The following is a 25,886-nucleotide window of genomic DNA, read 5'->3' as shown; positions in this document are numbered from 1 at the left end:
CTTCTCTTTACCTAAAATTGGGCGTTAGTCTAACATAATGGTATGGTAATACGAATAATCCGATGCGACCGATTAGCGAAAATTTGATTTAAAATAATGAATAAGCTGCCAATTACAACAAATACGACGACAGCATCTGTGATAAGCACAGATAATAGCGAAGTATCGAGATTAGACTTAGCCAAAAACCAACCGTTTGCAGCAAAGAATATCCAAATTAGTAACGATAAACTAAAAATGGATGTGGCAATTGATGGTCGATGGCAAACTATCCAACTAGCGCTTAAGCCTCCAACCCAGCCCAATCAGCTTCCAGAAGCACTGGTTAGTATTGATGAAACTGGCAAGGTGGTTACCTTTCAAACGCCCAAACTACAAGCACAAGTAACACTAACAAAACAGCTTTTTGATATTTTAACGACGCTAAAGACGCATACGCCAAGCCCAGTAATACAGTCTTCAGCAACCACGTTGCCAGACGCCACATTACACATCAAGGCACTTGATTTAAAAATACCGCTTCCGCAAGCCGTGGCACAATTGCTCGCAAGTGAAAACAAACTCATTGCGCATCTTAGTGCCCAACAAAGTAATGTTTCCTTGCAGGTCGTCAATCAATTTAAAGACTTGCTGTTTAGTACGGCTTTACCTAAGTCAATGATTGCAAAACTTATCTCTAGTCAACTTAGCAGTGTTGAGGTGAAGCCGCTGCCAAGTGGAGTAACACTTAACATTCATGATCGTTCAGTAACCTTATCGCCAATAAGCAGTAACTGGCCTGCAGCAAACACATGGCAAAAGGGCGAAGTAAAAACGGCTTTCAATGGAATTGATATCACAAAATCGACACAACAAGTAAAAGTAGAAACCATAAAGCCGCTTAGCGCTTTGCTACAACACGTAAGCGCAGTCAATAAAGATGCTCCTTCACCGCTTGAGTCACGCTTAGCATCAGTACATACGCTGGCGTATGACAAACCGCTACTTGAAGTCAATCTGCAACAAATTAAGTCAACGGTAGTAAAAGCGTTGCAAGTACTGATCGGAAGACCTTTTGGAAAGCCACTTACAAATCAGGTTGTTCAGCCCGCGAACTCCCCAGTCAAGAAAGGCAAAAATGATGTTTTGAGTCACTCGGTCGCAACTCTGCTTGAGCCAAGCGAGAAAGTAAGTGCTCACAATGAAAATAAACCAAGCACGCCACTGCAGCAACTCTCAAACCAAATAAAACTTAATCTTACAGAGCTGATGGCAAAGCAACCATTACCATTGCAAAAAAGTCACACACCTTTGCAAAACGAAGAGTTAGCCAGCTCCGTTGCTCGTTACTTACAACACCAGCTCGCAGAGACACCAAAATATCAGGCGCCCCCGGTCGATTTTGAGGTGAAACAAAAAGCCCTGTCCTTATTATTGGACACCCTCACAGGTAAACTGTCGCTTAGCAACAAGCAAGTTGAACAGCTAACACAAGCATTAGCGCGGCCGCTTTATCGTAAAACGAGTTCTGCGCCTGTAGATTCTGCTAAAACGTTCCAGTTGCCATCTACACATTCACAACGCACGCAAATAACCGCTACACCTTCTCAAGTACCGCAGCCTACCAGCAATCAAATTAAAGGGGTGATTGAAGCCCTGCTTACTCTGCCCATGGCTAAACCCGAACAAAAAGAAAACACACCAAACATGTTACACCAAGCTTCTGCAACCATCGAAAAGCTCGTAAAAGCAGATACATTCAAACAAACGCCTGAATTACAGAAACTAGTCAACCAAGCATTTACGCGCTTGCTTGATGACCGTTCAGTCAACGCGCTCACCGTTAAAAACCAGTTAGAGAGCCAACTGGGCATGGCAACCTTTGCTAACACACCAACAAGTTTAGCTCAATCGAGCTTTACACAAATGTTGGACCGTTTAATCGTGTCGCTATTAGGTAGTCAGGTGGCAAACCAAGCTCAGAGCAATGAGCAAACAACGCAAAAAATACAAGCCTTGCTGGATACGCTACTACCACAGCTGAAGCTGCTCTCCCCCAAGCAAATAGCAGACGCGCTTCAACAACCACAAGCAAAAGAGCTGTTAAACGAATTGGGGCAATTGCACAACCAATTACAACCACAACAATCACCAACTACAGCGACCAACTCTGCGAAACAAGACAGCGAAGCACAGTTGATTGTAAACCTGCTCTTCCCCACTAAAGTAGGACAAGAGCAACAGCAAACACAATTACAAATAGGTGAATATAAAAAGTCGCCTAAACCTGGTATGCCAGAGAAGTCTGTGTGGTTTATTCGTCTTTGTTTTGATTTTGCAGAAAAAGGTCAGATCCATGCCCAAGCCGAGCTGATGGATAAAGCCCTAGAATGTGCATTAGTAGCCACCTCCAATCAGATCAAGCAGCTCGCAGAGCCACATTTGGCAACGCTCAGACATAAGTTAGCATCTCATGGGCTACAAGTCGCAGAGATAGGCCTTAGGGAAGAAGCCAGCTTTCAAGATAAATTCTTTAATGAACACGCAATTATCAACATTAAGGTGTAAAAGAGATGACACAAAAATCTGCTATCGGACTGTTATATGAAGCTGGAAGCGCACCTCAGGTCACCTTTAAAGGATATGGTGAGCTGGCAGAGGAAATTATTGCGCTGGCAAAAGAGAAAAACATCATGATCCATGAAGATGAATCATTAGCACAAACACTCAGTGCACTTGAGTTACACCAAGAGATCCCACGGGAACTCTACTATGTAATTGCTGAACTCATTGCTTTTTCTTACATTATGCGTGGTAAGTTTCCACCTGGCTGGGAAGGTTTTCGTGGCAAGCTAGATATTAAGGCATAGCCAAAATTTTCTAACTTGCTACTTTCTATACGATTATTTTGATTTGTTATGCAAAGACATGAGCAGCTCTGCCTCAGCTCTTGGCAACTCACACTCGCGCATCACCTCTTCAATATCAGCGCCAAGTTCCACCATTTTCACGGCGCGAGAATACATTTTTGCGTCGGGGTCATCATATTTCTGTGCTGCTTGCTGATTCGCAACATCATTTAATTCTTGCTCGGTAGCGACCACCCGCTTACCAATACTCATGATACTGGCGCGTAACTCCGCAACTTCGCTGCGTAATATTGCTATTTGTTGCTCAGAGCCTTGCAGTGAGCTCGAAAGTTGCGCGGTTTGACCCTGCGCATCTTGTAATTTTTTACCCAGCACAAAAACAAACCTCAAGCACACTAACGCAAGTATGCTTGAGGTTATTGATATGACGAGTAAAACGGTTTGTGCGTTTACTACTTCAGACATCTAGATATGACTCAGCTCATCCCATTCGTCATCACTTAATAGCTTATTAAGATCGACTAAGATCAATAGCTCGCCTTCTCGGTTTGATACGCCTTGGATAAACTTAGCGCTCTCTTCAGTGCCGATGTTTGGCGCGCTGTCAATTTCCGAGCTACGTAAGTAAACCACCTCAGCAACGCTATCGACTAAGATACCAATAACTTGCTTCTCGGCTTCGATTATTACAATTCTCGAATTATCCGTCACTTCTGCACTTTGCAGACCAAACCTAGCTCGTGTGTCTATAACCGTTACAACGTTACCACGTAGATTAATGATCCCGAGTACGTAGCTTGGCGCACCTGGGACTGGTGCAATTTCGGTATAACGTAATACTTCTTGCACTTGCATTACATTGATACCGTAAGTTTCCTCTTCAAGCTTGTAAGTAACCCATTGCAATACTTCATCATTACTATCAGCATTTTTGTCTGCAGAAAGTAGTCTATCTTGGCTCATGGTTTCACTCCATCAATATACTAGTTACTGCTCTCGACTATCGAGGCCTTGTTCTAGCAAACGGTTTAAATTCTCTACATCAATCAGCGCGCACATTTTCTCTTTAATCACCCCAGCCAACCAAGGCCGTTTACCATCTGCTGTGCGCCACTTTATGTCTTCAGGCTTGAGTGTTAAGTTGTTGACTAGTTTCTCTGCTAACAGTCCCCAGTTACTATCCCCAAGCGTAATCAAATACTGGTAATCCAGAGCATCTTCTAATTTTGGTGTTAACTTCTCAGGCATTACCCATCGCGCAGTATCAACAACATTAAGTTTTTCTTCACGATTTAGCATCACGCCTTTAAACCATTTAGGTTTACCAAAGAGTTGATTGACCTCACCCAGTTGGTGTATTCCCCCAAGTGATTTAAGCGGAACCGCCAGTGTTAAGCCTGCAACTTCAAAAAACAATGCCTGAAATTCACCTTCTTGATAGGCTTCCCTTGCAGAAACGGATTCTATCGTTGTCTGTTCTTTGATAATAGATGTATTTTCAGTGACTTCAAGATCTTGAGCTAATTTACTCGGTTGTTCTTCAATAACTTCACTCACCGACTCCTGAGGCTCTGTTGCAAGGACAGCTGGAAGGTCTGTATCTTCAAGTTCGGACTTCGGCTCTTTTACTTGTTCAAGTAGCTTTGCAACCGGTGATAATTCGCATTGCTCAATCTCTGGCTCCTCTTGTAATAGGGCGCCAAGATACTGCTTCATCACCTTTTCATTTGCAAATAAATGCTTACTCATTATGCTCTCTAGCTTAACTGCTTCAAATAGTCCAATAGTGCACGATAAGCGAACACGCCTCGTGATTTAGGACAAAATTGTACTGGGACTTGCTGTGCAAGACTCGCATCCCTAAATTTGGTATCTACGGGAACCACACCTGGCCAAACGGCATCTTTGTATGTTGCTAGCAACGTTTTATACGCCTCCAACGACGCTTTGGTCCGTTTATCATACATAGTTGGAATGATAGTATATTGATACTGTTTCTGCTGTGAAGACTGCATCAGCTCCATCGTGCGCATCATTCTATCTAGTCCCTTCAACGCCAAAAATTCAGTTTGGACAGGCACTAAAATTCGCTCACTCGCTGCTAATGCGTTAACCATCAGTACCCCAAGCACTGGTGGACAGTCTAAAATAGCATAGTCATATTGATCCGCTATTTTTTCGAGCGATTTCTTTAAGATAAGCCCCATGCCCGTTTTATTACCCATACTACGATCAAGCGTAGCAATGGCCATAGTGGCAGGCAAAATATCAAGATTCTCTATGGTTGATGGACAAAGAGACTGTAAAATTTCTTCACTCGTCATGCTGCTGCCGCGTGCAAAAATATCATACACACTGACTTCTAACTCTTCAGAATCAATACCAAAGTAATATGTCAGTGAAGCATGTGGATCAGTATCAATAAGCAAAACTCGGTGACCCTGCTCAGCAAGAATGCCTCCTAAGCTCACCGTCGTCGTGGTTTTACCCACGCCACCTTTTTGATTTGCTACTGTCCAAATTTTCACTCTATATTCCTTCGCTTATCACTATTGATTTCATTCAATAGATACTATACCAACTCAATGTTATTCATTCTTTTTAGACGTTTGATATTTACAAGCTTCAAGCAAAGCAACCAAGTGATGACTTAGTCTATTGGTTACCCGCTTCTTTATTAATTCTCGCAGCAAAGTCTTGTAGGGCGATACTATCCGACGAAAGTCCAGCGCCAGCGACAGCTTGAGGCATACCATAAACAACACAAGTCGCTTCATCTTGCGCCCAAATAGTGGCCCCTACCTGTTTTAGCATACGAGCACCATCTCGGCCATCTGCGCCCATTCCCGTTAAGACAATCGCTAACGTGTCGCCACCATAAGCTTTTGCAACACTTGCAAATGTCACATCAACGCTGGGCTTATAGGTGATCCTTGGACTATCATCTTCGAACACTTTTAGTGTCTTACTACCACCGCGATTTTCAACCAGCATTTGCTTACCGCCAGGGGCTAAATAGGCCACCCCAGGCATTAATCTATCACCTTGCTCGGCTTCCTTAACCTTAATCTGGCATAAACTATTCAATCTTGCTGCAAACGCAGGTGTAAATGCGGCCGGCATATGCTGGATAAGTAAAATTGGATGAGGAAAGTTTGCAGGCAACTGAGTTAGTATTGTTTGCAGTGCAACGGGTCCACCTGTTGATGTACCAATTGCAACCAGTCCATATTTCTTACCCGATGCTCTAGCACCCGCAGCACTGGACGTACCACCAGATACAGGCCTCTGAAAACTTCTATCCGGTTGAGGGATTGTTGCTCGTCCTGTATCAGCGCGAGTTGCTCTAGACTCGACGCGCTTTGGCGGAGTCGCAATAGTAGGGCGAGTAAAACGGCTAACGCGACGGCGGCCAATTTCCTTTACCTTATTTTGTAACGACTTAATTGCTTCTTCGCTATTACGAGCGATGTCTTCAAACTTTTTAGGTAAAAAATCTACAGCGCCTGCATCCAGTGCATCTAACGTAGCACTAGCGCCTTCACGAGTTAACGAAGAAAACATTAAGATTGGGGTCGGAGTGGCCTGCATGATCTGCTTCACCGCACTGATCCCATCAAGCACAGGCATTTCCACGTCCATCGTAATTACGTCTGGACGCAATGAAGCGGCCTTTTCAACCGCCTCCTTGCCATTAACTGCGAAATCTATAACTTTGATTTCACTGTCTTTTTCTAAAATTTCACTGACTCGACGACGAAAAAAACTAGAATCGTCTACGACTAACACTTTAACTGCCATTGGCAACGCTCTTTAATTTGCTCTACAGCAGAGCAGCAAATGCCGCTCTAGAATTCGAACTACGCCTAATAAAATTAGGCGTAGTGTTTTAATAAGTTGGGGACATCAAGGATTAGCGCTATACCACCATCAGATGTGATGGTAGCACCGGCCATACCTGGTGTACCTTGTAATAACGCATCTAGTGGTTTGATTACGACTTCCTCTTGGCCTATCAGAGAATCAACCACAAAACCGACTTGTTTAGTGCCAATTTGCGCAATGACAACATGGCCTTCAGCCTTTCTCATGCCCCTGTTCGCACCTTTTACCAACCAATGTTCAAGATAAAATAACGGAATTGCTTTTTCTCTCACTATGATAGTCAACTGACCATCAACCACATTCGTTTTTGTCAAATCTAAATGGAAGATCTCGTTCACGCCGGCAAGTGGTAACGCAAACGTTTGCTCTCCGACTACTACCATCAAGGTAGGTAAAATAGCCAGTGTAAGCGGTACCTTAATCTCTAATACGGTACCAACACCCAATTCTGATTGGATATTTACCGAGCCATTTAATTGAGTGATCTTCGTTTTAACAACGTCCATCCCAACACCACGACCAGAAATGTCCGAAATTTGCTCTTTTGTTGAGAACCCTGGTGCGAAGATCAAATTATAGGCTTCAGTATCGGACAGTCGGCTTGCTTGATCGGAGTCAATAACGCCTTTATTTATAGCAATCTTTTTGAGCTTTTCAGGGTCCATACCGGCACCATCATCTCGAATCGTGAGAAGAATGTGATCTCCCTCTTGAGATGCTGACAATGTGACTGTACCCATTCTTGGTTTGCCCGACGCTTCGCGTACGTCAGGCATTTCAATGCCATGATCTACTGAGTTTCTCACTAAGTGGACCAATGGATCTGCAAGCGCTTCAACCAAATTTTTATCTAAATCCGTCTCTTCGCCCTGTAAAACTAGGTTGATTTCTTTTTTCAAGCTGCGAGCAAGGTCTCTCACTACTCGAGGAAAGCGACCAAATACCTTTTTGATTGGCTGCATCCGCGTTTTCATCACGGCGCCCTGCAAATCAGCAGTGACTACATCAAGGTTCGAAATAGCTTTACCCATGCTTTCGCTGTTGGTGTTATTCGCTAAGCTAACCAAACGGTTACGAACCAATACTAATTCGCCAACCATATTCATGATTTCATCAAGACGTTTAGTATCAACTCGGACCGTGGTCTCAGCTTGTGCCGCAGGTTTCTTCGCAGCGGCTGGTGTGGAAGCTTTTGCAGCCTCGGGCTCTTTTTGCGGTGCTGGTGCTGGAGTCGCAGGCTTAGCTTCAACTTTGGGCGCAGGCTTTGGTGCAGGTTTCGGCGCTGGCGCGGCTTTAACAGGCTCTGGTTGCGCAGGTTTAGTCTCTGAAACCTCTACTGGCGATTCATCGACCGCTTTAGGTGCACTGCCTTTACCATGAAGCTCGTCCAACAAAGCTTCAAACTCATCGTCGGTAATTTCTTCGTCGCCAGTAGACCCACTTGGGGCTGCTGGTGAGGTTGATTTAGCCTTAGGTTCACTCGCTTCTGAGGCAACAGCATCTTCTGCATTTGGTGCTCCACCGAATTTACCAACACCATGAAGTTCATCTAAGAGGTTATCGAATTCGTCATCGGTGATATCACCATCATCTGAGGTTGATACAGCTTCAGGTTTAGTTGCCGGAGCAACAGCAGGCGCATTACCCGAACCGTGTAATTCATCTAAAAGATTTTCAAATTCTTCTTCTGTTATCTCATCGATGCTGGAGCCGCTATCATCGCCTGAACCAACATCGGCGTCGAATAAAATATCATCAGCACTTAAATCTGGCACCACAGGTTCTGGCTCAGAAATAGGTTCGTCAATCACTTCACTGACTTCGTCTTCAGATGCAGGCTGGCTAAGTTTGTGGAGTGTTTCAAGCAACACAGGGTCGGCCGCTTCTGGTTCCTCACGGTTTTGAATACAAGCGAACATTTCGTTGATCGTATCCAAAGATTGCAAAATAACATCCATCAGTTCGGAAGTTACTTTTCGTTGCCCTTGTCGTAGTACATCAAACACGTTCTCCGCACCGTGACAGGCATCGACCAGTTCGGTCATACCTAGGAAGCCAGCCCCACCTTTTACGGTATGGAAGCCACGGAAAATCGCATTGAGAAGTTCTTTATCTTCAGGATTATTTTCTAGTTCAACAAGCTGTTCAGATAACAGTTCTAATATTTCGCCTGCTTCAACAAGAAAGTCCTGCAAGATATCTTCATCGACTTCAAAGCTCATACACACTCTCCAACTAGAAGCCTAAACTAGATAGCAAGTCATCGACTTCGTCTTGACCAGAAACCACGTCATCTCGCGATTCAGCGTCAATAATTGGACCTTCAGGTCCAGACAATTCATCACTGATAGTCTCGGTTGTTTTTATTTCGTTTTCATTCGCTTTCACAGCAGTTGAAGGTGCTTCATCTGAAGTACCAAAAACAGTCAGGAGGTGAATGAGACTATCTTCTACTTCTCTCACAAGCTCAATGACGCGCCGAATAACCTGCCCAGTCAAATCCTGATAGTCCTGAGCCATCAGCACATTAGTCATTAAACCTTGTAATTCGTCTGTACGTGTCTTTGAAGTCTGCATAAAGCTGTCGAGATCATGACACAGAGATTTAAACTCACCGAGTTGAATGTCTCTGCTCATCAATCGATCCCAAGTGGGCTTTATTTGCGCTAACTCATCCGCTAGGTTCTGCGCAAGAGGTAAGCTTTCTTCGACCGCGTCCATCGTTTTGTTCGCAGCGCTTTCTGTCATTTCCATAACATAATTAAGACGCTGCTTGGCGTCAGGAATAGCCTCTGTCGTGAGATCTGCGAGGCGAGTATCCAGCTCAAAGTTCTTCAAGGACTCGTGTAATTGGCGAGTCAGCTTTCCGACTTCTGCAAATAACTCCGATTGCTCTTTGTTAGCAGCTTCTAAAATCAGCTGGTCAGCTTTTTCTTGTTCACCTTGTTCTAGAAGCTCAACAAGTTGCTTAGCTTGTTCAAGTGTAATTTGAGGCGCAGCATTTACAGACATAGGCCATATCCCCTTGCTGTTAGCCTAGTCGCTCAAATACTTTTTCAAGCTTAGTTTTGAGCGTACCTGCAGTAAACGGTTTAACAATATATCCGTTCACCCCAGCTTGCGCTGCTGCAACAATTTGTTCTTTTTTCGCTTCTGCGGTAACCATCAACACTGGAATGTGCTTAAGCTTTTCATCTGCGCGTATTGCACGAAGCAAATCAATACCTTGCATGCCCGGCATATTCCAATCAGTTACTACAAAGTCAAACTCCTGATTTTGTAGCATCGGAAGTGCTGTACTACCATCATCAGCTTCTTGAACATTGGTAAAGCCTAAATCTCTTAATAGGTTTTTGATTATTCTTCTCATAGTAGAGAAATCATCAACCACGAGAATCTTCATGTTCTTATCCAAAACTTCCTCCAGTGAGGTTCGAACCCAACTATTTTATGTACTCTAATTTATCCAGTCATTGATTTTAGCTTTAAGCTTTATCATTGCCTGACCGTGAATTTGGCTTACTCGAGATTCACTGACATCAAGGATGGCACCAATCTCTTTTAAATTCATTTCGTCGTTATAGTAAAGTGATAAAACCAGAGCATCCCTTTCGGGTAACGCTTTGATAGCATTTACTAAAGACTCGTTAAAACGTTCATTTTTAACGTTATTAAACGGTTTGTCTAGCGCAAAATCGCTGTTTGCTGGGGTTATCACGTCTTCATCAACCCCAAGATCCTCAATACCGATGACTTTACTTGCATTTACATCATGTAAAATATGATGGTACTCATCTAGAGATATATCAAGTTTTTCAGCGATTTCAGTGTCTTTTGGTTCTCGACCAAGGAGAGATTCTAACTCGGAGATAGCTTCTGCAACCATTCTGCTATTTTTGTGAACAGAACGAGGCGCCCAATCACCACGACGGATTTCATCCAGCATTGCGCCTCGAATACGGATCCCGGCAAAGGTCTCGAAACTAGCGCCTTTAGTTGCATCGAAATTTTTAGATGCTTCAATCAATCCAATCATACCTGACTGGATCAGATCGTCGAGTTGCACACTTGCCGGAAGTCGAGCAATCAGGTGGCACGCCACTTTTTTGACAAGTGGAGCATGCCGTTCAACCACCTTATGAATGTGGTCTGAAGTTTGATATCCCGCAGCTCTATTGACCGGAGAAGCCATAATCACCCGTTTACAAGTTGTTCAATGAAAAATTCTAGATGACCGGAAGGTTGATGCGGAATTGGCCATTTAACTGCCTTAGCAGCAAGTCCCTTAATCGCAATCGCCGCAGGGGAACTCGGAAATAAATCCACGATAGCTCTTTGTCTGCGAGAAGATTTACGCATGTTTTCGTCAAACGGTACGGTGGCCACTAATTCCAGTGCTACATCAAGAAAACGGTCTGTAACTTTTGAAAGTTTAGCAAATAATTCTTGCCCTTCACGCATACTGCGGACCATGTTGGCAACAATTTTAAAACGATAGACACCATGCTCTCTGCTCAAAACTTTGATCAACGCGTAAGCATCTGTAATGGAAGTCGGTTCATCACACACCACAACCATCACATCTTGTGCAGCTCGAGAGAAGCTCAGAACCATATCTGAGATACCGGCTGCGGTATCAACAATTAAGACATCAAATTGCGTGTTAAGCTCGCTAAATGCACGAATAAGTCCTGCATGCTCTGCGGGAGTCAGCTCTACCATACTTTGAGAGCCTGACGTCGCCGGTACAATTTTAATTCCAGCGGGACCTTCTACGAGAATCTCATCTAGTTCACATTCACCCGACAACACGTGCGACAGATTTTTTTCTACCCTTAGACCTAACATCACATCACAGTTTGCCAAGCCCAAGTCCGCATCTAAAACGAGAACTCGCTGTCCTTGTTGGCCCATAGCGATGGCAGTATTGAGCGAGACGTTGGTTTTACCCACCCCACCTTTTCCACCGGTCACGGCTATTACTTTTACACCCTGGTTGCTATTTTGACTCATTCTACGCAGGCCACTTGCTTGATCTAAAACTGTGTTAATCATACATTCCTACTGACTCTGACGCTACAGGTACACGTCGAGAGTGCTGTGCTTTTATTCTTTTTAAATACAATTGCTCAGCCTTTTTTACTAGCTTTTGAGCATTTGCTACGCGAATGTCTTCTGGCACTCGCTGACCGTTGGTAAGATACCCTATTGGCAAGCGATTTTGAATCGCTATGCTAATTATCTCACCTAAACTTAGACTTTCATCAAGTTTTGTGAAAATACAGCCACTTAAATTTACTTTTTTGAAGTGTCTTACTGTTTCTTGTAACACATTCATCTGTGCTGTCGCACTTAATACTAAATAGCTGCGAATATCTACTCTTGCGCTACGCATAAGTGTATTTAACTGTTCAGTTAAGCGCAAATCTCTTTGACTCATTCCCGCCGTATCTATTAATACTAGACGCTTATTGCGTAAATGATAAAGCACTTCTGCAAGTTCATTTGCATCTTTAACTTGCTTAACCGGACAACCAATGATTCTACCATAGGTAGCTAACTGCTCGTAAGCGCCTATTCTGTAGGTATCAGTCGTTATTAACGCCACTTTATCTGCACCGTATTTTTGTGCACCTAATGCCGCTAATTTTGCAACCGTTGTGGTTTTACCAACACCAGTTGGACCCACCATCGCAAATACGCCACCTTGACGAAGAATATCATTGTTAGTGGTGTGCATTTGGTTGATCACCATATTTAACAATGCATTCCAGGCTTCTTTACGAGAAACATCATCAGGGATAAAGCATGCCATTTGCTCAGCAACGTCTTTGTCTATGCCCATTCCTTCCAGACGATCTACAAGACACGCACGGGTTGGGTCGCGACGAGCCATTTCTTGTTTCATCAGACCCGATACTTGATGTTCAAGTAATTGACGAATAGCGTTCATTTCTTCACGCATTGCACTCATTTCGTCAGGCTTGGCATTTAACTCAGGTAAATCATCACCAAAACCGTTGTCTAATTCATCCGACTCGCCCCACTGCTGTGGCTGCTCAAATGCATCATCATCAAAGTCAAAAGATTGGCGACGAGTTTGCTGTGGCTTCGCTTGGTGCGCCGGCGCAGCAGTTTGTGTTTTACGTTGGCTGCTTAACATTTGCTCTGTATCAATCCCCGACTGGGAGAACATAGAAGCAAGTTCTGGTGAGCGCGGGCGCGGTGCCTGACGCTCAAGCAAAGCAGCTAAGCTATCGGCAACTTGCGCTTGCTTTGCTGGCTGTGCTTGGCGAGGCTCTGGACGGACAAAGCGGGTCGGAGCCTCGTTTGAGGCAGTCGCACGGGCAGTGGGAGCTTGCTTAACTGGTGCAGCAGCACGGTCATTATCAACTGCTGCGACGATTTCAACACCATCTGCTAACTTTTTGTTAGACATAATGACAGCATCTGCACCAAGCTCTTCTTTTACTTCATTTAAAGCCGTACGCATATCTTTTGCGAAGAAACGTTTAATTTTCATGTTACAGCCCCTTTATCCTCTATTGTCCAACCGAGCTCACTATCTTAATTTGTCTTTCTTCCGGCACTTCTTGATATGACATCACTCTAAGACCTGGAATTGTATGTTTAACAAATCGAGATAGCACACTTCTTAACATACCTGAGGTTAATAAGATGGACGGTTCCCCTAGCATTTCTTGGTTGTGATGTGCTTCTCTTAATGATTCTTGAAGCCTCTCAGCCAAGCCAGGTTCAATACCTGCCCCCTCATCACCTGCGTTCTGAAGTGACTGATGCAACATCTGTTCCAACTCAGGCGCCAATGTTATGACAGGAATTTCTTCTTCGCTTCCAACGGCATCTTGAACAATCAATCTGCGTAATGAAATTCTTACCGCAGCCGTTAATACATCAGGGTCTTGGCTACGTGGTCCGTACTCAACTAAGGTTTGTACAATCGAGCGCATATCTCGAATTGCAACGCCCTCATTAAGCAGATTTTGTAGCACTTTTACCACGGTAGTGAGCGGTAAAATATCAGGTACTAAGCCTTCTACTAATCTAGGGTGACTTTTCGCAAGCATATCTAATAGATTTTGTACCTCTTCATGACCAAGTAATAGTGACGCATTATTCGTTAATAATTGACTAATATGTGTTGCCACCACAGTTGCAGCATCTACTACTGTATAGCCAAGCGAATGCGCCTCATCTTTTTGGTCTGGCTTAATCCATACTGCATCTAGGCCAAATGCAGGATCTTTAGTCTCTATGCCTTTAATCGGCCCAAATACCTGCCCAGGATTAATTGCAAGTTCGTCGCCATGCTTCAACTCACCGGTTCCAGAGCCAACTCCCATTAAAGTAATATTGTATGCATTTGGATCTAATTCTAGGTTATCGCGAATATGTACCGGCGGTACTAAAAAGCCCAGTTCCTGAGATAGCTTTTTACGCACCCCTTTAATACGACTGAGAAGCTCCCCGCCTTGGGCTTGGTCAACTAGAGGAATTAGGCGATAACCTACCTCTAAACCAATCACATCAACAGGTTGTACATCATCCCAACCAAGCTCTTTTTGATCTTGTTGATGGCCACCTTTGGCTGCAGGTCCTTTGGCAGCTTGTTCCGCCTTTTCGATCTCCGCCTTTTTCTTTTGCTGACTTGTGTAATAGGCTATATAGCCAAGTAATACGCCTAACCCTAGGAAGGCAACATGTGGCATGCCAGGAACGAGTCCCATGGTGATCAAAATACCCGAAGCAATAGCTAGTGATTTTTCATTACCCAGTTGGTTTTTAAACTGATCGCCCATGTTGTGCGATTCATTTTGACGCGTTACGACAATTGCAGTGCCAATTGAGAGTAAAAGAGAAGGAATTTGCGCGACCAGACCGTCACCGATTGTCAGCATGGTATATACTTCCATCGCGTGACCAAAGCTTAAATCATGCTGGATCATCCCAACGAAAAGGCCACCTATTATATTAATGGCAAGGATCACGATACCTGCAATAGCATCACCTTTAACGAATTTGCTTGCACCGTCCATTGAACCGTAAAAGTCAGCTTCTCGAGTCACTTCTTCACGACGAGCCCGGGCGTCATCTGCAGAGATAAAACCGGCATTTAAGTCTGCATCAATGGCCATTTGCTTACCCGGCATAGCATCAAGGGTGAAACGCGCAGACACCTCAGAAATACGGCCTGCACCTTTGGTAATTACGACAAAGTTAATAATAATAAGGATAAGGAATACAACTAAACCGACGGCGTAGTTGCCACCAATAACAACACTACCAAAGGCTTCGATCACCTTACCTGCCGCATCACCACCATTATGACCTTCAAGTAATACGACGCGAGTACTAGCTACGTTTAGTGCCAATCGCATGATAGTCGCGATCAGTAGTACCGCAGGAAACATACCAAATTCAAGTGGCTTCAAGGTATAAACAGTCACCAATAGCACCACAAGTGCCAATGCAATGTTGAAGGAAAATAGAATATCAAGCAAAAAAGGAGGTAGCGGCAGAATAACCATGCCAAGTGCTGCAAGCACCAACAATGGAGTACCCACACCTTTAGCATATTCTTTTTTATCTCGATTGAGTTGTTGTAAAACTGCTTTAAATTCCATAACTTAACACAAGCAAAAAATTGACACATAGCAACAAATGCAATATGCGTTCCAATTAATAGCTTATTTTTATGAGAGCAATTTTAATGCCTCAAATCGTCTGGGATTGGTAAATCTCGAGTAAGTGCAACGGGTCTTTTCCCTTTGCCCTTTTGAAAACGATTTAGCTGAAATACATAAGCAAGTACCTGTGCAACCGCGGTAAACAATTGTTCAGGGATTTGATCACCGACTTCGGTGGTGTGATAAAGTGAACGAGTCAATACGGGTGACTCCACAATCGGCACTTCATTTCCTTTGGCTATTTTTCTAATTTGCATCGCAAGTTCATCAACCCCTTTTGCAATAACAATAGGCGCTCCCGCTCGTTCAGTGTCGTATTTAAGCGCAACCGAATAGTGAGTAGGGTTGGTCACAACAACATCTGCATCTGGTACATCTTGCATCATACGTCGTTGCGACATTTCTCTTTGTGTTCGACGGATCCGCGCTTTTATCTGAGGGTCACCTTCTGAGTTTTTGTATTCATCCTTGACTTCTTGCAGCGTCATTTTTAGCTGCTTATGGTGATTATAACTTTGATAAGGGGCATCAATCGCTGAAATAATGATCATAGTGCAACTAAGTGCTAAGAACATCCACGCAATGATTTCTAACGCATGCTCTATACTCGATGGGATTTGCTCAATACTCAAGTGTAATATTTCGTTAAAATACATATTGATAAGCAAGATTGCAAAGCCTGCTACTAATACAAACTTAAGAACGGACTTCAATAACTCTATGGCCGCTTGCGGGCCTAACATTCGCTTCAATCCCTTCATTGGAGACATTTTGCTTGCTTTTGGAGCGGCTGCCTGCCAAGAAAAGTTAAAGCCCCCGAGTAACGTATTCCCCACTATTCCTGCAATTGCGATGATAAAAACAAACATGGCCATTGGAAATAGCAGTTCAGCAGCAATATCTCCCCACACAGCAAACATTTTGGTTGTATCGTAGGTTTCATTGCGATTGAGCGACAACATTCGCCCCATAACATTGTAGAGCGCCTTCCCAATTCCAGGCCCATACAAAAGTAGAGCTATTGCAGAAAACAATAACACAAACGTCGTGCCGAGTTCTTTTGAACGGGCTATTTGGCCCTTCTTCCTAGCATCGTCTATTTTCTTGGAGGTGGGTTCTTCGGTGCGTTCTTGACCGGAATCTTCTGCCATTTCAGACTCCTATACCGTGCAACCAATTAGATCGCACATCAGCTCTGTCATTTTGAGCCATTGAAATTCAAATTGTGCTAAAAAATTACCCAATGTCGCCCAAATAATGGTAAGCCCTGCAACTAAGGTAAAAGCAAACCCCACAGAGAAAATGTTCATTTGAGGCGCGGCTCGAGTCATAATCCCAAATGAGATATTGATAATCAACATTGCAGTTAACGGAGCTAATGCAAGTGCAAGAGCCGTAGAGAACATCCATCCCCCCCAATTAACTATTCGCCAAAAATTGTCTACCGCCCACCAGTTCCCTGCAATGGGAAAGCTTTCAAAACTATACACTACCATTTGGATCATCATCAGATGGCCGTTATAAACAAAAAACAGTAATGTCGCTAATATTAAATAGAACTGACCGACAGCAGGTACACTCAACCCATTGGCCGGATCTACTACAGATGCGAAACCAAGACCGGTTTGCATAGCAAGGATTTGACCCGCAATGATAAAAGTATTCAGAAGTAGCAATGAACCAAACCCAATAGCTACCCCAGTGACCATTTCTTGAATAACAACTAAAATCATCGAAAAGGAGAACAAATCAGTAAATTCTGATTTGGGCAAAACGGGGACCACGGCAAAAGTAACGACCACGGCGAGTGCAAACTTAATTCGGGCAGGTACACTCTGTGCCCCAAGCCCCGCCATTACCATCATCATTGAGCTTATCCGCACCAGTGGAAGTAAAAAATCACTTAGCCACTGCATGATTACCGCAAAGGTGAACTCCATGATTAGCCTGCAATTTCAGGGATGCGCATCACCAAAGAGGTAAAATAGTCCATTAGTTCTTGAGTGAGCCAATGGCCGCCAATGATCAGCGCAAGGATAGTAATAATGAGACGAGGTAAAAAGCTTAATGTTTGTTCATTAATCGATGTTGCTGCTTGAAACACAGCAACAACTAAACCAACTAGAAGCCCAGGTACGACAATCGCCGCCACCAGCTTAATGACTAAAAACAATGCATCACTTAAGATATCAACAAAGACTTCTGGTTCCACATTACACCCCCAACCCGAAGCTTCTGGCCAGTGTCCCCATGACCAAACTCCAACCATCGACGAGCACAAAAAGCATAATCTTAAACGGCAAGGAAACTATCATTGGAGATAACATCATCATACCCATGGCCATCAAGACACTGGCTACGACTAAGTCGACTATCAAAAATGGAATAAAGAACATAAAGCCGATAATAAAAGCCGTTTGCAGCTCGGATGTAACGAAAGCCGGAATAATAACGATAAACGGCGTGTCTTCAGGGCTATCAAGCTTGTCATAACCCGCTATCTTGGCAAAGGTTTCAAGGTCTTTAATTCGAGTTTGTGACAGCATAAAGGCTTTCATCGGTTCTTTAGCACGTTCAAGTGCCTGGATTGACGTGATTTCTTCTTTTATATACGGCTGCACAGCCTCATCATTTATCTGCGAAAATATGGGTGCCATTATAAATAACGTCAAAAACAACGATAAACCGAGTAAAATTTGATTCGATGGCGACTGCTGCAGACCAATCGCTTGTCTCAAAATCGCAAGCACAACAATTATTCGAGTAAACGAAGTCATCATGATAACAGCTGCTGGAATAAAACTCAGCGCTGTCATAATGGCAAGTACTTGAAGTGTCACTGAGTACTCTTGAGAGCCATCAGGGTTTGTTGTAACGTTTATTGCTTCTATCCCTTCCGCAGAAGCTACCCCAGAAAACAGTAATAAACAGAGTATCAGCAATCTAATCATGACTTTTCTTATTATGGTTATTGGCTACTTGCCCTTTGCCCGCTAAAAACTTTTGTAACTCATTTGCAAATGGCGTTCGGCTAACATCATCTAACGGTGTTTCCAACTGGTATAAGTAGTTGATATTATTTGGTGTTACTCCAAGCAAGTGCTGCTTTTCATCCAATTCGATAACCAGCAAACGTTCTTTCGTACCGAGCGATATACTGCGGATCACCTTAAAGTCTTTCTGGTTTACAATATTGGGATTTAAACGTTTTAAAACGAACGCTAAGCCTAAAATAAGTAAGATCACCAACATCAGAGACAATCCCATGGAAAGTAGCTCTGAGCTTAACCCCGCGGTACCTGCCCCTACAGAAGATTTAGGTACTGTCTCTGAGGTTGTTGCAGTGACAGCCCGTGTATAAAAAGCGATGCCAAACACTGCTAAAGACCAACCCCAGCGCATTAACGTAGCTTTTTAATACGCTCAACCTGACTAATGACGTCCGTTAAGCGAATACCAAACTTGTCGTTTACTACAACCACTTCACCGTGCGCTATCAATGTGCCATTAACAAGCACATCTAACGGTTCACCGGCCACGCGATCAAGCTCAACAACAGAACCCTGATTTAGCTGGAGTAAATTACGAATATTAATTTTAGAACGGCCAACTTCCATAGAAATGGTGACTGGAATGTCTAAAATGGTATCGAGTTTACGTTTTTCATCTGACGATAATGCAGGCGCTGAATCTTTGAGTTCATCTAACTCTGCAACTTCTGGCTCACTGCCACTTTCGGCACCTTCGGCTTCAGCGAGTGCTGCTGCCCATTCGTCCATAGTATCTTGATCATCGCTCATTGGATTACTACCTGATTAAGTTAATTTGTTGTCCATAATTAGTCTCACGATTTTGCGTATACAAGTCCGCGACTACCAATCTAAATCTACACCTTCGGAAAGATGTAGATCTTCTTCTAATTCTGCCAGTTCAGCATCAGAATCGAGCTTTTTACCACCTTTGGTAAATACATGAAGCTCAGACTTAACTGATTCTGGACGTTTAATTTTTTCACTGATCTGCAACGCGACATTGTCACGAGAACGGCCCATTTTTGCTCTAAACGTTGGCAATTCCTCAATAAAAACCGTTACATGTTCTGGCATTTCCACAGGAATAACATCACCAGCTTGAAGCTTCATTATTTGCTCAAGCGATAAGTCAACTTCCAGTAGCTGGGAAGAAATCTCAACTTCTACATCCATAATCTCATCACGAAGCGCCTTACTCCAACGCAGATCGGTATCTTCAGTATCTGATTGAACACCAGCATCGAGTAACTCTCGAATAGGTTCCAACATAGAGTAAGGCAGTGAAATATGGAAATCGCCCCCTCCACCGTCTAACTCGATGTGAAAAGAGCTAATCACCACCACTTCTGTCGGTGACACAATATTAGCCATCGCAGGGTTCACTTCTGAGTCGAGGTATTCAAACGACACATCCATCACCGGCGCCCAGGCTTCTTTGTAATCTTCAAAGATGATCTTAAGGAGCATTTGCACGATACGACGTTCTGTTGGTGTAAACTCACGCCCCTCTATCTTGGCATGATAACGACCATCCCCACCAAAAAAGTTGTCTACAAGAATAAAGACCAGACGCGCTTCCATGGTTATCAGGCCAGTACCTTTTAGCGGTCTAAAGCGCACCATATTCAAGCTGGTAGGAACGAATAGAGTATGGATATATTCGCCAAATTTCAGCATTTGTACGCCATTGATAGACACCTCAGCGGTGCGGCGCATCATGTTAAAAAGGCTTATCCGCATATGGCGGGCAAATCGTTCATTAACGATTTCAAGCGTCGGCATTCGCCCACGCACAATCCTATCTTGAGACGAAAAGTCATACTGTAAGGCACCTGCACCTTCGCCGTCACCACCGTCGCCGATTTCGTCTTCTTCGACTTCATCTACACCATGGAGTAGCGCATCAATTTCGTCTTGGGATAATAAATCGCTCACAAATACTACCTTATTGCATTACAAAGCCAGTAAACAACACACGTTCGATTACTTTGCTACCTTCAACCCCTTCCATCGCAGCTTGGACTTTATCTAGCGCCGTTAAGCGCAAAGTTTCTTTACCTGCACTCGTGCTTAGCTCATCAGCCGTAGTCGTTGAAAACACGCTCAGTAAAGTACCTTCAATCAAGGGAATATGCTTCTTTGCTACTTCTTCATTAACATCACCGCGAACCAACAGCTGAACTTTAATTTGCACGATTCTATCGCGACTGGCACCTGGCACATTAAAAACAAAAGGGCGAGGCATAGCAACGTACAGTGCGCTCCCCATTTGCGCAGCGCTACCTTGCTCCGCTTTAACTTCGCTTGCTGTTGTTTCTTCCGCAAGGGATTCTTCTGGTGCGTCTGAGCCTGAAAATAAGAAAAACCCTGCGACACCGCCAAGTACCAATACCGCCGCGGCAATAATGATAATCAGCTTTTTCTTAGAACCACCCGTTTCTTCTATTTCTAAGTCGGTTTCTTCAGCCATAGCAAGCCCTTATGATCTTTATTAATTACAATAATAGCAGGTGTTAGGCATAGTAATCTATTGCAGAATCAGTATTTCTCTTTTGCGACGATTGTGAATTATCAGAAACCGCCGATTCATCACCTAGAGTTTGCTGTCCACTCGTATTGCCACCAGCAGTTTGCGACTCTGATTCAGTATTTCCACCTTGCTGATGTGATATTTGGCTATCACCCAGTTCAATACCCTGCTCAGCTAACATTTCTCTTAGTCTTGGAAGTGATTGCTCTAACAACTCTTTAGCTTGCTGATTTTGCACCACAATATTCACTTGAGCCTGCTCTGCATCGCTTTTTATCCGAATTTGCATCGCCCCTAGCTCTGGCGGGTCTAAGCGAATTTCAGCTTCTTTATTGTTAAGGTTAAGCATCAGCCCTACCCGTTGATGAAGCTCTTTAGCGGCATCTTGACGCGCTATGTTAATCGCCTGTTGAAGATTAGCATCTGTTGCTTGTTTTGTCTGTGTTGTACTTTGGTTTGTTGGCTGAGACTGTTGAATTTGCTGAACTTCTTTCAATGTTTGGTTTAGTGAGCTTGTATCTTGCGATGCACTTATAGGGATTGCTTCAGGTTTGACTGGAGTTGGTATCGCTGTTGCGGCATTGGCCGATTGACGCTCATTTTTGACAGCCTCTTTCGCGATGCTTGCTTCCGCTTGCATCAGCTTACTGTTTTCTTTATCAATTACCTTTTCACTTATTTGTTTTTCTAAGTTCTGTTTTTCTGAACTTTGCTTCTCTGCTGCCAACTTTTCATCGCTAGTCAATTTATTTACAGCTATATTTTTTTCAGCACGTTCACCCTCTTTAACTACCACGGCCTGCTGCTCACTATTGCTAGACTTTTCTTGCGTGCTATTTACGTTAAAAGACGCTTGAGTAGTATTTTTAACATCTGTAGCAGCTTCTTGCGGCGTGTTTGTTGAGGTTTGTGTTACGACGGAGGATGACACAAACGCTTTAAACGGCTGTACATTTGCGAGATCAACACCTTTACCAATTAACTGAGCTACGGTTTTTTGTACAGCCGGTGACGCATCATAAATATCCAGCTTACCAGCCATCACGGCTTTTAATTCTTGTTGTTGCTGTACGGTCAACCTTTCTACCATGGTTTGCACATCTGTAGTGCTTTTTGTACTTACTGCGTTTTTGTCTTTCGCTGTTTGTGCACTCGCCTCAGAAATGATTTGCTTTGTCTCTGATTGCTTAGTTTCAGATGAGGAAACAGATTGAGCAAGCTCTGATTTCTTAGCGCCTAAGAGTTCTTTCAGTTGTGCGTTTTCAGACTCACTTTCAACTTGAGACTCGACTGGCTTATTAGCGCTTGGATCCCGTTTTTCTATGTTTGTATTGGTAACCAAGGCTTGAGTACCAGTATCCTTTTGCAACTTAGGCTGTAATGTTTGTTCTTTAGCTTCTGAACTGTCATTCAATAACGAAGGTTTAGCAACCTCACCTTCTGCGTCTTGGCTGTCCAAAGAAGCTGCCTGCTGTAATAACGAGGTTGGCTTAGTGCCGGCGTTTTCAGTTTGGCCTTTCCCCCCTCGACTGAGTTGACTGGCTTCGTCTTGTAGTTGCTCCTGAGACAGTGCACTATCGCTAGCTACAACCTCTTCATCAGCCGAAGAAGCATTGCCCAATGCTTCTTTGACTGATTGCGCAATTGCTGTTGGGCTTTGGCTTAATGAAGTGCTCTGCTGTTTTGCAGCGTTGATCTGAGCATATAAGTCATTATCCGGGGAATCAGGAAGCGGTTTGTCCACAACTACCTGACCTTTGTCAGTGTAGCTAACAGTAGAAGTTGGTACTTCCCCTTGCTGCTTAGAAGAAGAGGCTTGTGCTTTACTATCAGACTGCGGAGCATCATCTGATGCGACTTCGCTATCTATTGGCACATCCAGATCTGAGGTTACAGGATCTGCAGATTCTTTTACCTGCTTGCTTGCACTCTCTTGTTCCGCTAACTCAGCCATTAAAGCACTAAACCCAGAGCCGCCCTCAGAACCCTCAGCATCCGTCTCTTGGGATTTTTCTTTAATATCAACCTCGTTACTGCCTCGTTGCAGCATGGATGCAAGCATTAGATTCATCTTAAAGCTACCTCATAAAGTGGCAATGTCCTGCCGTTGTAATACACCGTTAAAAACCAACACTATGAATATTAGTGACTTTTACTAGTGAACTACCTAAATAATAAAACGCTAATTACTACGAAGCATATTTCGAGCCAACTTACCAAGCACGCTCTCTTCGTACAAACTGATTCGTTGCAAACTCATCCAGCATCTTTTGCTCTGCTTTGGCTAGACGAGTTTGCTTCGCGAGGGCTTGCTTCTCGATAAGCTTTTCAATTGCCTTCGTTTTAGCCTGTTGCGCTAGCCATAGCTTGCGGCGTTGTTCAACCACCTGCTTCGCGGTGTTGACCGTTTTTGCTTGCTGATCAATAGCCTGCTCAATCTTATTAATAAAGTTATGGTATTGATTGAATCCGCCACTAGACAGACCAACTTGTGCTTTACTATGAAGCTGCATGCTGTATTCCAGACGGAAATCGTTTAGTCCCGATAACCGTTGTTGGTTTGTTGCTAAGTGCTGCTGCGCTTGAACAAAATTCGCTCGAAGGCTATCTTCTTTGTCTTTTTCTAGCTTAAGCAATAAAGTCAGTTTGTTATTTGCCATTATGCTTGTCCTAGTAGCTTAGCGAGGCCTTGTAAACACTCGTCATAATTGATCACGTCTTTCATGCCTTGCTGAAGGAAGTTATTCACCGCAGGCATCATATTTATCGCCTGATCTAACATCTGATCACTGCCACGTTGATAAGCACCTAAGGTGATCATGTCTTTATTCTGCTGGTACATTGAATAGACTTGCTTGAGCACTCTGGCTTGCTGCATGTGTGCCTCTGATACCACTTGAGGCATGACTCGACTGATGGACTTTTCAATATCTATCGCTGGATAATGACCACTATCGGCAAGCTCTCGTGATAACACAATATGACCATCCAAAATAGCTCGGGCAGCATCGGCAATGGGGTCTTGCATATCATCACCTTCACTCAATACCGTAAAGAATGCGGTAATTGAGCCTTGTCCTTCACCACCATTACCTGCGCGCTCAACCAATGCTGGGAGCTTTGCAAACACGGAAGGCGGATATCCTTTTGTGGCTGGCGGCTCACCAACCGCAAGCGCTATCTCACGCTGTGCCATGGCATAACGCGTCACCGAATCCAGTAATAACAGTACGTTTAATCCTTGATCGCGGAAATACTCCGCAATAGTCACTGCACTTTCACAGCCTTTTAAGCGCATCAACGGTGAGGCATCGGCGGGAGCGGCAACCACAACGGAGCGGCGTCTACCCTCGACGCCCAAAATCTCGTCGATAAATTCTTTCACCTCACGACCACGTTCACCGACCAAGCCAACGACGATAACATCCGCCTCACTGCCTCGCGTCATCATGCCAAGCAATACCGATTTACCCACACCACTCCCTGCGAACAGACCCATACGTTGGCCTTGACCCACTGTCACGATCGAATTTATCGCGCGTACACCTACATCCATTGGTGAGTCGATTGGACGCCTTGCAAGTGGGTTAATGGGCGCTGCGGCAAATTTCAGATGCTTCTCAGCGTCAATGGCACCAAGGCCATCTAGTGGCCTACCAAGTCCGTCAACCACGCGGCCAAGTAGACCCATTCCGACAGGTAATCCAGCATCCTTAACCTTTGGGATCACTCGCGCTCCAGGAAGGACACCTGTAATATGATCGTTTGGCATAAGGTAAAGCGTTTCTTGATTGAAACCGATGACTTCTGCATCAATAAAACCGCCCAGCGTCTCGATTTTACATTGACTGCCGACGGGAGCACTTAGCCCCCTAGCTTCAAGGGTGAGGCCAACCACACGGGTGAGGCTGCCTGCAACCGCAACCCCGTATGGTTTGACAAATTTCTGATACTTACTGATGCGCTCGCTCATAGCAGCAGATGTCGACATGTTCGCAATTACCTTAGGAAGGCATCGTTATCCTGATTTGATTGCTTCGCTTATCTAGATAACAGTGCAGTATTATTGGTTTATACCGCTATCTTGCAAAAATGATTCCAACACTTCGCTAATACGGTTCTTAAGCGTCATATCAATGGATGACTGTGGCGTTTTCACCTCGCAGCCACCTCTGTCCAACGTCGGCTCTGGAAGTAACTGCCAATGCTGTGATTGTATATGTTCTTCGCCGTACATGGCTTGCACTAAGGCCAAATCTTCTGGATGCAGATGGATGCGTACTGTTTGATCTTTGACAGGCAACGCGTCCATTGCTTTTTTCAACGCGTTTAAAATGAGTTCAGGCGTGGTCTTAAGCTCTTTAAAAATAACCTGCTCCGCCAATAAATTGACGAGTACAACCAGCTGCTTTTCACACTCATCATCAACCTTTTTTAGTGGCGTTTGCATGCCATCTAGAATAGTGGATAGCGCCTTCATCCTCTCTTCAATAAGCGGTTGTGCTTCCTCAAGCCCCTTTTCTTTACCTATTTCTACACCTTCTTTATAACCGGCTTCTTTACCTTCAGAAACCCCTTTGTCAAAGCCTTCAATATAGCCTTGTTCGTGGCCTTGCTTTATTCCTTCGTCGTAGGCGTCCTGACGGATCTGCTCTAATTCTTCGATGGTCAAAGTAGGAAATTCAGGCTCTTGTGGCTCAGGTTCGGGGTGTGCCTGCTTTTTCGTATACAACTCTTCAAGCGGTGTACCGAATGCGGTCGAACGACCGCGGAATTTTTCGGGCTTATCCGTAACATCTGGAATGGGCCAGTTTTCTAATAACTCATCCAGCGCTTCGGTGCTGACTGGGCGGCCTTTATACAACTTTTTATCGACCATGGT

26 protein-coding genes are annotated in these 25,886 nt (G+C 44.1%); 2 read left to right on the top strand and 24 right to left on the bottom strand.

Annotation, left to right across the window (positions count from 1 at the left end; all coding sequences use genetic code 11):
• The first annotated feature begins 96 nt into the window (after positions 1–96).
• Entirely contained in the window at positions 97–2,547 is a 2,451-nt protein-coding gene (locus GSF04_RS11220; RefSeq protein WP_211859555.1) for a flagellar hook-length control protein FliK, read from the top strand.
• A gap of 5 nt (positions 2,548–2,552) precedes the next feature.
• Positions 2,553–2,849, top strand: a complete 297-nt coding sequence (locus GSF04_RS11215) for an EscU/YscU/HrcU family type III secretion system export apparatus switch protein (protein ID WP_010369096.1) — start codon at positions 2,553–2,555, stop codon at positions 2,847–2,849.
• Positions 2,850–2,882: 33 nt separating this feature from the next.
• Here GSF04_RS11215 and GSF04_RS11210 read toward each other — a convergent pair whose 3' ends face one another.
• From GSF04_RS11210 to fliH, 24 genes are all read right to left on the bottom strand, one after another.
• On the bottom strand, positions 2,883–3,314 hold the full coding sequence (locus GSF04_RS11210; RefSeq protein WP_010369097.1) for a DUF2802 domain-containing protein: 432 nt from the start codon (positions 3,312–3,314) through the stop codon (positions 2,883–2,885).
• Positions 3,315–3,812: a chemotaxis protein CheW gene (locus tag GSF04_RS11205; RefSeq protein WP_010369098.1), complete on the bottom strand. Its 498-nt coding sequence runs from the start codon at positions 3,810–3,812 to the stop codon at positions 3,315–3,317.
• A 24-nt stretch (positions 3,813–3,836) separates the two neighbouring features.
• On the bottom strand, positions 3,837–4,598 hold the full coding sequence (locus tag GSF04_RS11200; RefSeq protein ID WP_211859554.1) for a chemotaxis protein CheW: 762 nt from the start codon (positions 4,596–4,598) through the stop codon (positions 3,837–3,839).
• An 8-nt stretch (positions 4,599–4,606) separates the two neighbouring features.
• Positions 4,607–5,377, bottom strand: coding sequence for a ParA family protein (locus GSF04_RS11195; protein ID WP_211859553.1), 771 nt, complete (start codon positions 5,375–5,377; stop codon positions 4,607–4,609).
• Positions 5,378–5,504: 127 nt separating this feature from the next.
• The gene (locus tag GSF04_RS11190) at positions 5,505–6,650 is read right to left on the bottom strand and encodes a chemotaxis response regulator protein-glutamate methylesterase (RefSeq protein ID WP_010369101.1); all 1,146 of its coding nucleotides are present in this window, start codon (positions 6,648–6,650) and stop codon (positions 5,505–5,507) included.
• Positions 6,651–6,724: 74 nt separating this feature from the next.
• Complete coding sequence (locus tag GSF04_RS11185) at positions 6,725–8,956, bottom strand: chemotaxis protein CheA (RefSeq protein ID WP_211859552.1); 2,232 nt, start codon at positions 8,954–8,956, stop codon at positions 6,725–6,727.
• Between the two features lie 13 nt (positions 8,957–8,969).
• Positions 8,970–9,746 carry a protein phosphatase CheZ gene (locus GSF04_RS11180; RefSeq protein ID WP_039492497.1) on the bottom strand — a complete coding sequence of 259 codons (777 nt, stop codon included), beginning with the start codon at positions 9,744–9,746 and terminating at the stop codon, positions 8,970–8,972.
• A 19-nt stretch (positions 9,747–9,765) separates the two neighbouring features.
• On the bottom strand, positions 9,766–10,149 hold the full coding sequence (cheY, locus tag GSF04_RS11175; protein WP_010369104.1) for a chemotaxis response regulator CheY: 384 nt from the start codon (positions 10,147–10,149) through the stop codon (positions 9,766–9,768).
• A 42-nt stretch (positions 10,150–10,191) separates the two neighbouring features.
• Positions 10,192–10,926: an RNA polymerase sigma factor FliA gene (locus tag GSF04_RS11170; RefSeq protein ID WP_010369105.1), complete on the bottom strand. Its 735-nt coding sequence runs from the start codon at positions 10,924–10,926 to the stop codon at positions 10,192–10,194.
• A 2-nt stretch (positions 10,927–10,928) separates the two neighbouring features.
• Entirely contained in the window at positions 10,929–11,789 is an 861-nt protein-coding gene (locus tag GSF04_RS11165; RefSeq protein WP_010369106.1) for a MinD/ParA family protein, read from the bottom strand.
• Entirely contained in the window at positions 11,782–13,257 is a 1,476-nt protein-coding gene (gene flhF, locus GSF04_RS11160) for a flagellar biosynthesis protein FlhF (protein ID WP_211859551.1), read from the bottom strand. The genes GSF04_RS11165 and flhF overlap by 8 nt, the downstream gene beginning before the upstream one ends.
• 19 nt (positions 13,258–13,276) lie before the next feature.
• Complete coding sequence (gene flhA / locus GSF04_RS11155; protein ID WP_039492505.1) at positions 13,277–15,379, bottom strand: flagellar biosynthesis protein FlhA; 2,103 nt, start codon at positions 15,377–15,379, stop codon at positions 13,277–13,279.
• 83 nt (positions 15,380–15,462) lie between these two features.
• Positions 15,463–16,593 carry a flagellar biosynthesis protein FlhB gene (flhB, locus tag GSF04_RS11150; protein ID WP_211859550.1) on the bottom strand — a complete coding sequence of 377 codons (1,131 nt, stop codon included), beginning with the start codon at positions 16,591–16,593 and terminating at the stop codon, positions 15,463–15,465.
• 9 nt (positions 16,594–16,602) lie between these two features.
• Positions 16,603–17,382 (bottom strand): flagellar biosynthetic protein FliR, encoded by a 780-nt coding sequence (gene fliR / locus GSF04_RS11145; protein ID WP_045989540.1) that lies wholly within the window; start codon positions 17,380–17,382, stop codon positions 16,603–16,605.
• A 2-nt stretch (positions 17,383–17,384) separates the two neighbouring features.
• Positions 17,385–17,654 carry a flagellar biosynthesis protein FliQ gene (fliQ, locus tag GSF04_RS11140; protein WP_039492511.1) on the bottom strand — a complete coding sequence of 90 codons (270 nt, stop codon included), beginning with the start codon at positions 17,652–17,654 and terminating at the stop codon, positions 17,385–17,387.
• Position 17,655: 1 nt separating this feature from the next.
• Positions 17,656–18,393 carry a flagellar type III secretion system pore protein FliP gene (gene fliP, locus GSF04_RS11135; RefSeq protein WP_010369122.1) on the bottom strand — a complete coding sequence of 246 codons (738 nt, stop codon included), beginning with the start codon at positions 18,391–18,393 and terminating at the stop codon, positions 17,656–17,658.
• The gene (gene fliO / locus GSF04_RS11130; protein ID WP_069018762.1) at positions 18,386–18,844 is read right to left on the bottom strand and encodes a flagellar biosynthetic protein FliO; all 459 of its coding nucleotides are present in this window, start codon (positions 18,842–18,844) and stop codon (positions 18,386–18,388) included. The genes fliP and fliO overlap by 8 nt, the downstream gene beginning before the upstream one ends.
• Positions 18,844–19,242, bottom strand: a complete 399-nt coding sequence (gene fliN, locus GSF04_RS11125) for a flagellar motor switch protein FliN (protein WP_069018761.1) — start codon at positions 19,240–19,242, stop codon at positions 18,844–18,846. The genes fliO and fliN overlap by 1 nt, the downstream gene beginning before the upstream one ends.
• Positions 19,243–19,314: 72 nt before the next feature.
• Positions 19,315–20,409 (bottom strand): flagellar motor switch protein FliM, encoded by a 1,095-nt coding sequence (gene fliM, locus GSF04_RS11120; protein WP_010369125.1) that lies wholly within the window; start codon positions 20,407–20,409, stop codon positions 19,315–19,317.
• Positions 20,410–20,419: 10 nt separating this feature from the next.
• Entirely contained in the window at positions 20,420–20,944 is a 525-nt protein-coding gene (gene fliL, locus GSF04_RS11115; RefSeq protein WP_039492515.1) for a flagellar basal body-associated protein FliL, read from the bottom strand.
• A 43-nt stretch (positions 20,945–20,987) separates the two neighbouring features.
• Positions 20,988–23,075 (bottom strand): flagellar hook-length control protein FliK, encoded by a 2,088-nt coding sequence (locus GSF04_RS11110; RefSeq protein WP_211859549.1) that lies wholly within the window; start codon positions 23,073–23,075, stop codon positions 20,988–20,990.
• A gap of 142 nt (positions 23,076–23,217) precedes the next feature.
• Entirely contained in the window at positions 23,218–23,664 is a 447-nt protein-coding gene (gene fliJ, locus GSF04_RS11105; protein WP_010606358.1) for a flagellar export protein FliJ, read from the bottom strand.
• Positions 23,664–24,995 carry a flagellar protein export ATPase FliI gene (gene fliI, locus GSF04_RS11100; protein ID WP_010606357.1) on the bottom strand — a complete coding sequence of 444 codons (1,332 nt, stop codon included), beginning with the start codon at positions 24,993–24,995 and terminating at the stop codon, positions 23,664–23,666. Before fliI ends, fliJ begins: the two co-directional genes overlap by 1 nt.
• A gap of 72 nt (positions 24,996–25,067) precedes the next feature.
• Entirely contained in the window at positions 25,068–25,883 is an 816-nt protein-coding gene (gene fliH, locus GSF04_RS11095; protein ID WP_211859548.1) for a flagellar assembly protein FliH, read from the bottom strand.
• Positions 25,884–25,886 lie beyond the last annotated feature (3 nt).

This window comes from Pseudoalteromonas sp. A22 (assembly GCF_018141345.1).
Lineage (GTDB): Bacteria > Pseudomonadota > Gammaproteobacteria > Enterobacterales > Alteromonadaceae > Pseudoalteromonas > Pseudoalteromonas maricaloris.
Note: the sequence above shows the minus strand (reverse complement) of the source record. Positions and strands in the feature narration are given on the sequence as shown.

Bases quoted from the DNA above. Each gene is read 5' to 3' on its own strand.
- fliJ (WP_010606358.1), bottom strand. From the start codon at position 23,664: ATGGCAAATAACAAACTGACTTTATTGCTTAAGCTAGAAAAAGACAAA.
- fliR (WP_045989540.1), bottom strand. From the start codon at position 17,382: ATGGAGTTCACCTTTGCGGTAATCATGCAGTGGCTAAGTGATTTTTTA.
- GSF04_RS11110 (WP_211859549.1), bottom strand. From the start codon at position 23,075: ATGAATCTAATGCTTGCATCCATGCTGCAACGAGGCAGTAACGAGGTT.
- fliN (WP_069018761.1), bottom strand. From the start codon at position 19,242: ATGAGCGATGATCAAGATACTATGGACGAATGGGCAGCAGCACTCGCT.
- GSF04_RS11200 (WP_211859554.1), bottom strand. From the start codon at position 4,598: ATGAGTAAGCATTTATTTGCAAATGAAAAGGTGATGAAGCAGTATCTT.
- fliP (WP_010369122.1), bottom strand. From the start codon at position 18,393: ATGATTAGATTGCTGATACTCTGTTTATTACTGTTTTCTGGGGTAGCT.
- GSF04_RS11205 (WP_010369098.1), bottom strand. From the start codon at position 3,812: ATGAGCCAAGATAGACTACTTTCTGCAGACAAAAATGCTGATAGTAAT.
- GSF04_RS11165 (WP_010369106.1), bottom strand. From the start codon at position 11,789: ATGATTAACACAGTTTTAGATCAAGCAAGTGGCCTGCGTAGAATGAGT.
- flhA (WP_039492505.1), bottom strand. From the start codon at position 15,379: ATGGAATTTAAAGCAGTTTTACAACAACTCAATCGAGATAAAAAAGAA.
- fliO (WP_069018762.1), bottom strand. From the start codon at position 18,844: ATGCGCTGGGGTTGGTCTTTAGCAGTGTTTGGCATCGCTTTTTATACA.
- GSF04_RS11170 (WP_010369105.1), bottom strand. From the start codon at position 10,926: ATGGCTTCTCCGGTCAATAGAGCTGCGGGATATCAAACTTCAGACCAC.
- GSF04_RS11185 (WP_211859552.1), bottom strand. From the start codon at position 8,956: ATGAGCTTTGAAGTCGATGAAGATATCTTGCAGGACTTTCTTGTTGAA.
- flhF (WP_211859551.1), bottom strand. From the start codon at position 13,257: ATGAAAATTAAACGTTTCTTCGCAAAAGATATGCGTACGGCTTTAAAT.
- fliH (WP_211859548.1), bottom strand. From the start codon at position 25,883: ATGGTCGATAAAAAGTTGTATAAAGGCCGCCCAGTCAGCACCGAAGCG.
- flhB (WP_211859550.1), bottom strand. From the start codon at position 16,593: ATGGCAGAAGATTCCGGTCAAGAACGCACCGAAGAACCCACCTCCAAG.
- fliI (WP_010606357.1), bottom strand. From the start codon at position 24,995: ATGTCGACATCTGCTGCTATGAGCGAGCGCATCAGTAAGTATCAGAAA.
- GSF04_RS11180 (WP_039492497.1), bottom strand. From the start codon at position 9,746: ATGTCTGTAAATGCTGCGCCTCAAATTACACTTGAACAAGCTAAGCAA.
- GSF04_RS11220 (WP_211859555.1), top strand. From the start codon at position 97: ATGAATAAGCTGCCAATTACAACAAATACGACGACAGCATCTGTGATA.
- GSF04_RS11210 (WP_010369097.1), bottom strand. From the start codon at position 3,314: ATGTCTGAAGTAGTAAACGCACAAACCGTTTTACTCGTCATATCAATA.
- GSF04_RS11215 (WP_010369096.1), top strand. From the start codon at position 2,553: ATGACACAAAAATCTGCTATCGGACTGTTATATGAAGCTGGAAGCGCA.
- GSF04_RS11190 (WP_010369101.1), bottom strand. From the start codon at position 6,650: ATGGCAGTTAAAGTGTTAGTCGTAGACGATTCTAGTTTTTTTCGTCGT.
- fliL (WP_039492515.1), bottom strand. From the start codon at position 20,944: ATGGCTGAAGAAACCGACTTAGAAATAGAAGAAACGGGTGGTTCTAAG.